We start from the raw sequence: 6559 nt of genomic DNA, 5'->3' as shown, positions 1-6559 counted from the left end.
TTATTGGACTCCATTTAATATTTTTGTGTGGTAACAATGATATTAGCCTACACGTTGGTAATGGTGTAGGGGAGTCCAATTATCTATTTAGCTCAATTTACGCCTTAAACTAAGTCATTTTTCCTGCACAAAATTTAGATCACTTATTTAATGTAATCGGTATTAGGAAAGATGGATGAAAGTAATGCATCGATTGCAGTAACTAGTTCGATTAGCATTAATAGGGAGCAATATGAAAGTTGTAGAAGTAATGACTTCAAGAGTTGTCACAGTTGATATGGATGATCGTATTCCAGTCCTTAAAAATATACTCTCACAAGCTGGATTTCATCATTTACTGGTTGTCGATGAGGGAAAGCTACAAGGTGTTATTAGTGACCGAGATTTATTACGTACATTAAGCCCTTTTCTAGATACTGAAATAGAATCTGCACGTGATTCAGCAACCGCGCAACGACCTGCTCATCAAGTAATGACGCGATCTCCAATTGTTGTTGACCCTAATACCTCAGTTAAAGAAGCATTATCATTAATGTTAACGCATGATATTAGTTGTTTACCCGTACTGGACGGTGACGATATTGTTGGTATATTTACTATTCATGATGGAGTTAGATCACTTATTCAATAAGAACTAGCGTATAATTACTTCAATATTTTTTATTAAATATATTGATGCTATTGCTATCATTTGTGTTCCCCTATTGATTACCGCCTCATTTTATTTGCTAAAAAGGATTGTTTAATGAATAAAATGGACATGCTTGATATGCATAAACATCATAAATAATGTGCTTTAAGTCTTTTATATTGCACCTGTTATTCTTTATAGTGTCGACTTAGACTAGTTAAAATGAGATATATATGGATTATCTTCCTATTTTTACCAAATTAAAAAATCGTCATTGCCTTGTTGTTGGTGGTGGTGATATTGCAGCACGTAAAGTGCACTTATTATTAAAAGCACATGCTTCAATCACTATCTGTGCACCTGAAATTTCTGATTCTTTATTAGAAAAAGCTAAAAATAACCAGCTTACTGTGATTCAAGAAAAATTTTATGATGAATTGATTGATGATAAATGGCTAGTTGTTGCCGCAACGAATCAGCACCATGTTAACGAACATATTGCCCAATTAGCTGAGCAAAAGCAGATTCTCGTTAATGTAGTTGATGAACCCAGCTTATGTAGTTTTATTATGCCTTCGATTGTCGACCGCTCTCCTATTGTTGTGGCAATCTCGAGTGGCGGTAAAGCGCCTGTGTTAGCCCGTTTGATACGTGAACGTTTAGAAACTTTATTGCCTATGCACCTTGGCCGTTTAGCCAAAATATCAGGTGAATTTAGACACCGCGTTAAACAAGTGATTACTAAAGAGTCTTTGCGCCGTCGTTATTGGGAAAAGTTATTCGGTAATGGTGATTTAGCAGGCTTATTGCAAAAAGGTCAAATTGAACAAGCGCAACAGTTCATGGAAGATAACTTAACTGAAGAAGTTGCTCAAGGCGATGTCGCATTAGTTGGTGCAGGTCCAGGTGATCCATCATTATTGACGTTAAAAGCATTACAATTGATGCAACAAGCGGACGTGGTTTTATACGACCGTTTAGTGTCAAAAGAAATTTTAGATTTAGTACGTCGTGATGCAGATTTAATTTCGGTAGGTAAAGCGGCAGGTAAACATGAAGTTGAACAGTCTCGTACCAATCAAATGCTGGTTGAATTAGCACAGCAAGGTAAAAAAGTGGTGCGCTTAAAAGGTGGTGATTCTTTTATCTTTGGCCGTGGTGGTGAAGAGCTTGAAGAGCTAGTCGAAGCGGGTGTTGCTTTTCAAGTTGTTCCTGGTATTACATCGGCTTCAGGCTGTAGTACTTATGCAGGTATACCATTAACGCATAGAGATTATGCTCAATCAGTCACCTTTGTCACAGGCCATAGAAAAGAAGATGGTAAAGCATTAGATTGGCAATCCTTAGCTACACCACACCAAACATTAGTTGTTTATATGGGGTTGATGCGGGCACAAGAGATCCAAACTAATTTATTAATGAATGGGCGAGATGAAAATACACCTGTTGCGTTAATCAATAAAGGTACGACAAATGAACAGCAAGTTATTACAGGGACATTATCTGAATTATCTACATTAGGTGGAGGATTAGAAGGACCGACAATAATGATTATTGGTGAAGTGGTTCATCTATCCTCTAAGCTTGCTTGGTTTAAAGGTGAGAATAATAAGAAACTGTCACGTGACCCGTTTTTAGTTAATTTATCTTAGGTTATTTCTCGCCTAATAATTTGCCAATAAAAAAGCCTGATTCATCATCAGGCTTTTTTGTTTTTAAGCTTTTAAATATATTGTTCAAGTAGAAAGCTTAATTTTCCCAATGTTGGTCTAGGTGCAATGCGTCGTGGTATAAACGTTCATAACGCTTAGCAGAGTCAGACCAATAAAAATGAGATTGCATTGCTTGTTTTTTCAAGCGTAACATCTCTTCTGGTTGCTCGATATAAAGTAACAAAGCACGACGCAATATATTTAATAACTGGTTGGGATTAGGATCATAAAACATAAAACCATTGGCATTATCTGGATCTTGGTCGTAATCAATAACCGTATCTTTTAAACCGCCAACAGCACGCACAATAGGCAGTGTGCCATAAGCTAAGCTATAGAGCTGGTTCAATCCACAAGGTTCAAATATAGAAGGCATCATGAAGAAATCTGAGCCTGCTTCAATTAAATGCGATAACTCATTGCTGTAAGCATCAATGAATTTAAATTTATCTTTATAATGGCTAGCTAGTGCTGTTAAATGGCCTGTAATGCTAGGATCTCCAGATCCAACAATAATCAATTGTACGTTATGTTGCAAAAAACGATCTAGGATAGGAATAATTAAGCCAAAGCCTTTTTGATCTGTTAAACGACAAACCATACCAAATACAGGGACATCTATTGCTTCAAGTCCAACTTCTTCTTGTAATGCGGCTTTACATTTATGTTTACCTGTAAGGTCGTTGCTATCAAAGTTAAATGGTATTAGTTTATCTGTTTTAGGGCTCCAATCATTATAGTCACAACCATTTAATATCCCTTGAAAGTCATGAATACGTTCAATAAAGTGGTTCGACATACCGTGAGAGCCTAAGGGAGTTAACAGTTCACTCGCATAGTTAGGGCTGACTGTATTCACTTTGTCAGCATAAAGAACGCCTACTTTTAAAAAGTTAATATAGCTGTAATTTTCTAATACACGCTCATCCATACATGCGCTTACTTCTGGAATAAGATTTAGTTGCGATTTTTCAAAAATCCCTTGAAATGCTGAGTTATGGCTAGTGATAACGGTTTTACTATTGGTGAAGAATGAATTGTTATGAAAACGTGATTTTAATAAATAAGGAATTAAACCTGTATGCCAATCATTACAATGAATAATATCAGGTGAAAAATCTTCTGCTAAAGCAGTAAGCAAAGCAGCTAAGCTAAAGAATGCAAAACGTTCTCCATTATCTGGATAAGCGTTATTTTCTTCACCATATAGACCAGGGCGATCAAAATAATGTGCGTTATCAATACCTAATACTTTAATTCCATCCAATGACAACTCTTGTACTGAGAATTGAATATCTGGTCGTGAACTGTCGGTATGTAAGTTTAATAAATGCGTTTGCTTGGCATGTTCTCTGTGGTTAAGCGTACGGTAAAATGGGGTCACAATAACCACTTCGTGACCTAAATTACGAAGCTCAATCGGAAGGGACTTCGCTACATCAGCAAGTCCACCCGTTTTAGAGAAACCTTCAACTTCAGATGAAATAAATAAAATTTTCAATTTATGAGAATCCACTGGAAACTCCTTTGACTAAGAATATGAGCAATAAAAAAAGCTACCTAGTACAGTAGCTTTTTAAATTAAATTAATAATTAGAAGCCGATTCTAGAACCTTTAGGTATGACTACAATTCCTTCATCAGAAACAGTAAAGCGTTTTTTATCATTTTCTAGATTAACACCAATCTTTACACCATCGGCTATTTCAACATCTTTATCAATAATTGTTTTTATAATTTCACAATCTTTACCAATTTTAGTGTCACCCAATAAAACAGATTTATAAATATTGCTACGCTGACCAACAAAACAATTAAAGCCTAGTACTGATTTCTTGATTGTCGCGCCAATGATTAAAGCTCCATCAGAAATAAGAGAACGTCTAATCGAACAAGTAATATCACCATCATTCTGAAAGTTTGCAGCAGGCAACGCAGGGTAATGGGTATGCATTGGCCAAGCTCTATTGTAAAAAGAAATTGGAGGTGTTGATTTAATTAAGTCCATATTAGCTTCCCAATATGACTCTATCGTACCCACATCTCGCCAATAAGCCTCACCTTCTTCATTCAATATTTTATTGGTTGTGAAATCATAGACAAACACTTTACCTGTCGGCATTAGGTGCGGAATAATATCTTTACCGAAATCATGACTTGATGCATCATCGGCGGCATCTCGAATTAATTCTTGTTGTAACTCTTTAGAATTAAAAACATAGTTGCCCATTGATGCTAATACGTTATCAGGATCACCTGGAATCGTCTTTGCATCTTCCACTGAAGGTTTTTCAACAAAGCCAATCATACGACCTTCTGTATCTACTTCAATAATGCCAAAATGATAAGCCTGTTCTTTCGGTAAACGAATCGCTGATACCGTTAAAATAGCTTCTTTTTCTTTGTGATAAGTAATCTTCTGACGTATATCCATTTTGTAGATATGGTCACTACCAAAAACACACACAATTGGCGCATCATCAGCTTCGATAAATTGTAAGTTTTGATAGATTGCGTCAGCGGTACCGCTATACCAATGTTTACCTGTACGCATTTGCGCGGGAATAGCATCAATAAAAGTATCAGTAAAACTGTTTAGCTCCCAAGCTTGACGTAAATGTGAATTAAGTGATTGAGACTTAAACTGTGTTAACACATAAATTCGTAATAAATCAGAATTTACAAAGTTATTAAGAACACAATCAATAAGACGGTAACTTCCTCCAAATGGTACAGAGGGTTTAGTACGAGACTGTGTTAAAGGATAAAGACGTGAGCCTTCACCACCTGCTAAAATCATAGAGAGAACTTTTGCCATCAGAAAAACCCACCTAAATAATATGAAAAATCATCATCAGTAACCTTTAAAAAGTTTACTCAAAACCCACTCTACTACCTTTCGCAATTACCACTATACCGTTCTCTGAAACAGTAAATTGTTTGCGATCTTCTTCTAAATTTTCACCGATAATAGTATTCGGTGCAATTTCAACATTCTTATCGAGGATGACATTGGTTAAGCGTGAACCTTTACCAACCTTGGCATTGCCTAAAAATATACAACCTTTCACTTTTACATGAGTACATAGGTGGCTTCTAAAACCTAAAATAGAGTTTTCTATAGTCGCACCGTTAATATAAGAGCCTGCCCCAATATGAGATTTAGACACACTGGTTTCAGAGTCACCTTGATCTCTAAAGGTTGCTGGCGGGAGCGGTGGATGGTAAGTGTGTAATGGCCAATGTTTATTATATAAAGAGATAGGTTGGTCATCATTTAATAAATCCATATGCGCCTCCCAATAAGAATCGATTGTTCCTACATCACGCCAATATGCATGTTCTGGTTCGCCTGGTATTTTATTTTCACTAAAGTTATACACGTAGACTTTTCCCTGCGGAAATAGTTTAGGGATAATATCTTTACCAAAATCATGACTAGAATTTTCTTCGAAGGCATCTTTTTCTAATTCTTCGATTAATGTATCTGCTTTAAAAATGTAGTTGCCCATAGAAGCAAGCACATGGTCTGGGTCACCTGGAATGGTTTTAGCTTCTTCAATAGAAGGTTTTTCGGTAAAGCCAACCATGTGGCCTGTTTCATTGATTTCTATAATACCGAAGTGGTGGGCTTGATTTTTTTGTACCCGAATGGCAGCAACCGTTAATGCTCCACCCATTTTTTTATGGTAATCAACCATTTGCTGTACATCCATTTTATAGATGTGGTCACTACCAAAAATACAGACGTGATCTGCTTCACTTTTTTCGATAAAACGGTAGTTTTGGTAAATGGCATCGGCAGTACCTGAGTACCAATTTTTGTTGACGCGTTGCTGCGCTGGGATGGCTTCAATAAAACGATCTGAAATGCCTGATAGCCGCCACGCGCGACGTAAGTGAATATTGAGGGACTGAGATTTGAATTGTGTCAGAACATAAATTTTCATTAAGTCTGCGTTGACGAAATTATTTAATGCAAAATCTACTAATCTATAATTACCGCCAAAAGGCACGGCGGGTTTGGTTCGATTCTGGGTTAACGGAAAAAGCCGAGACCCTTCACCTCCCGCAAGAATCATAGCTAAAATACCAGACATAGAGCCTCCACATTTTTATATTAGAAAGCTATGTTTACGTTGCATAGCTTCTATTCCATTGATTAATTAATCTTTAAATACCTACCTTTGACCCTAACAATAAAGTGAGAACTATGA

The 6559-nt window shown here is 36.5% G+C and carries 5 protein-coding genes; 2 read left to right on the top strand and 3 right to left on the bottom strand.

What is annotated here, in order from left to right; all coding sequences use genetic code 11:
- Positions 1 to 232 precede the first annotated feature (232 nt).
- On the top strand, positions 233 to 631 hold the full coding sequence (locus SP041_RS07690; protein WP_025565670.1) for a CBS domain-containing protein: 399 nt from the start codon (positions 233 to 235) through the stop codon (positions 629 to 631).
- Positions 632 to 864: 233 nt separating this feature from the next.
- The gene (gene cysG / locus SP041_RS07685; RefSeq protein WP_025565669.1) at positions 865 to 2283 is read left to right on the top strand and encodes a siroheme synthase CysG; all 1419 of its coding nucleotides are present in this window, start codon (positions 865 to 867) and stop codon (positions 2281 to 2283) included.
- Between the two features lie 97 nt (positions 2284 to 2380).
- On the opposite strand, the gene glgA is transcribed toward cysG, so the two are convergent.
- The 3 genes from glgA to glgC (SP041_RS07670) form a co-directional block, all read right to left on the bottom strand.
- Positions 2381 to 3859, bottom strand: a complete 1479-nt coding sequence (glgA, locus tag SP041_RS07680; protein WP_025565668.1) for a glycogen synthase GlgA — start codon at positions 3857 to 3859, stop codon at positions 2381 to 2383.
- Positions 3860 to 3936: 77 nt separating this feature from the next.
- Positions 3937 to 5160, bottom strand: a complete 1224-nt coding sequence (gene glgC / locus SP041_RS07675; protein WP_025565667.1) for a glucose-1-phosphate adenylyltransferase — start codon at positions 5158 to 5160, stop codon at positions 3937 to 3939.
- A 55-nt stretch (positions 5161 to 5215) separates the two neighbouring features.
- The gene (gene glgC, locus SP041_RS07670) at positions 5216 to 6442 is read right to left on the bottom strand and encodes a glucose-1-phosphate adenylyltransferase (RefSeq protein ID WP_025565666.1); all 1227 of its coding nucleotides are present in this window, start codon (positions 6440 to 6442) and stop codon (positions 5216 to 5218) included.
- Between the last annotated feature and the right edge of the window lie 117 nt (positions 6443 to 6559).

Origin of the sequence: Psychromonas sp. SP041, from assembly GCF_000470315.2 — a bacterium.
In the GTDB taxonomy this organism is placed as follows: Bacteria; Pseudomonadota; Gammaproteobacteria; order Enterobacterales; family Psychromonadaceae; genus Psychromonas.
The sequence above is the reverse complement of the archived record's forward strand: the minus strand, read 5'-3'. Positions and strand labels throughout refer to the sequence as shown.

Bases quoted from the DNA above. Each gene is read 5' to 3' on its own strand.
- SP041_RS07690 (WP_025565670.1), top strand. From the start codon at position 233: ATGAAAGTTGTAGAAGTAATGACTTCAAGAGTTGTCACAGTTGATATG.
- cysG (WP_025565669.1), top strand. From the start codon at position 865: ATGGATTATCTTCCTATTTTTACCAAATTAAAAAATCGTCATTGCCTT.
- glgC (WP_025565667.1), bottom strand. From the start codon at position 5,160: ATGGCAAAAGTTCTCTCTATGATTTTAGCAGGTGGTGAAGGCTCACGT.
- glgC (WP_025565666.1), bottom strand. From the start codon at position 6,442: ATGTCTGGTATTTTAGCTATGATTCTTGCGGGAGGTGAAGGGTCTCGG.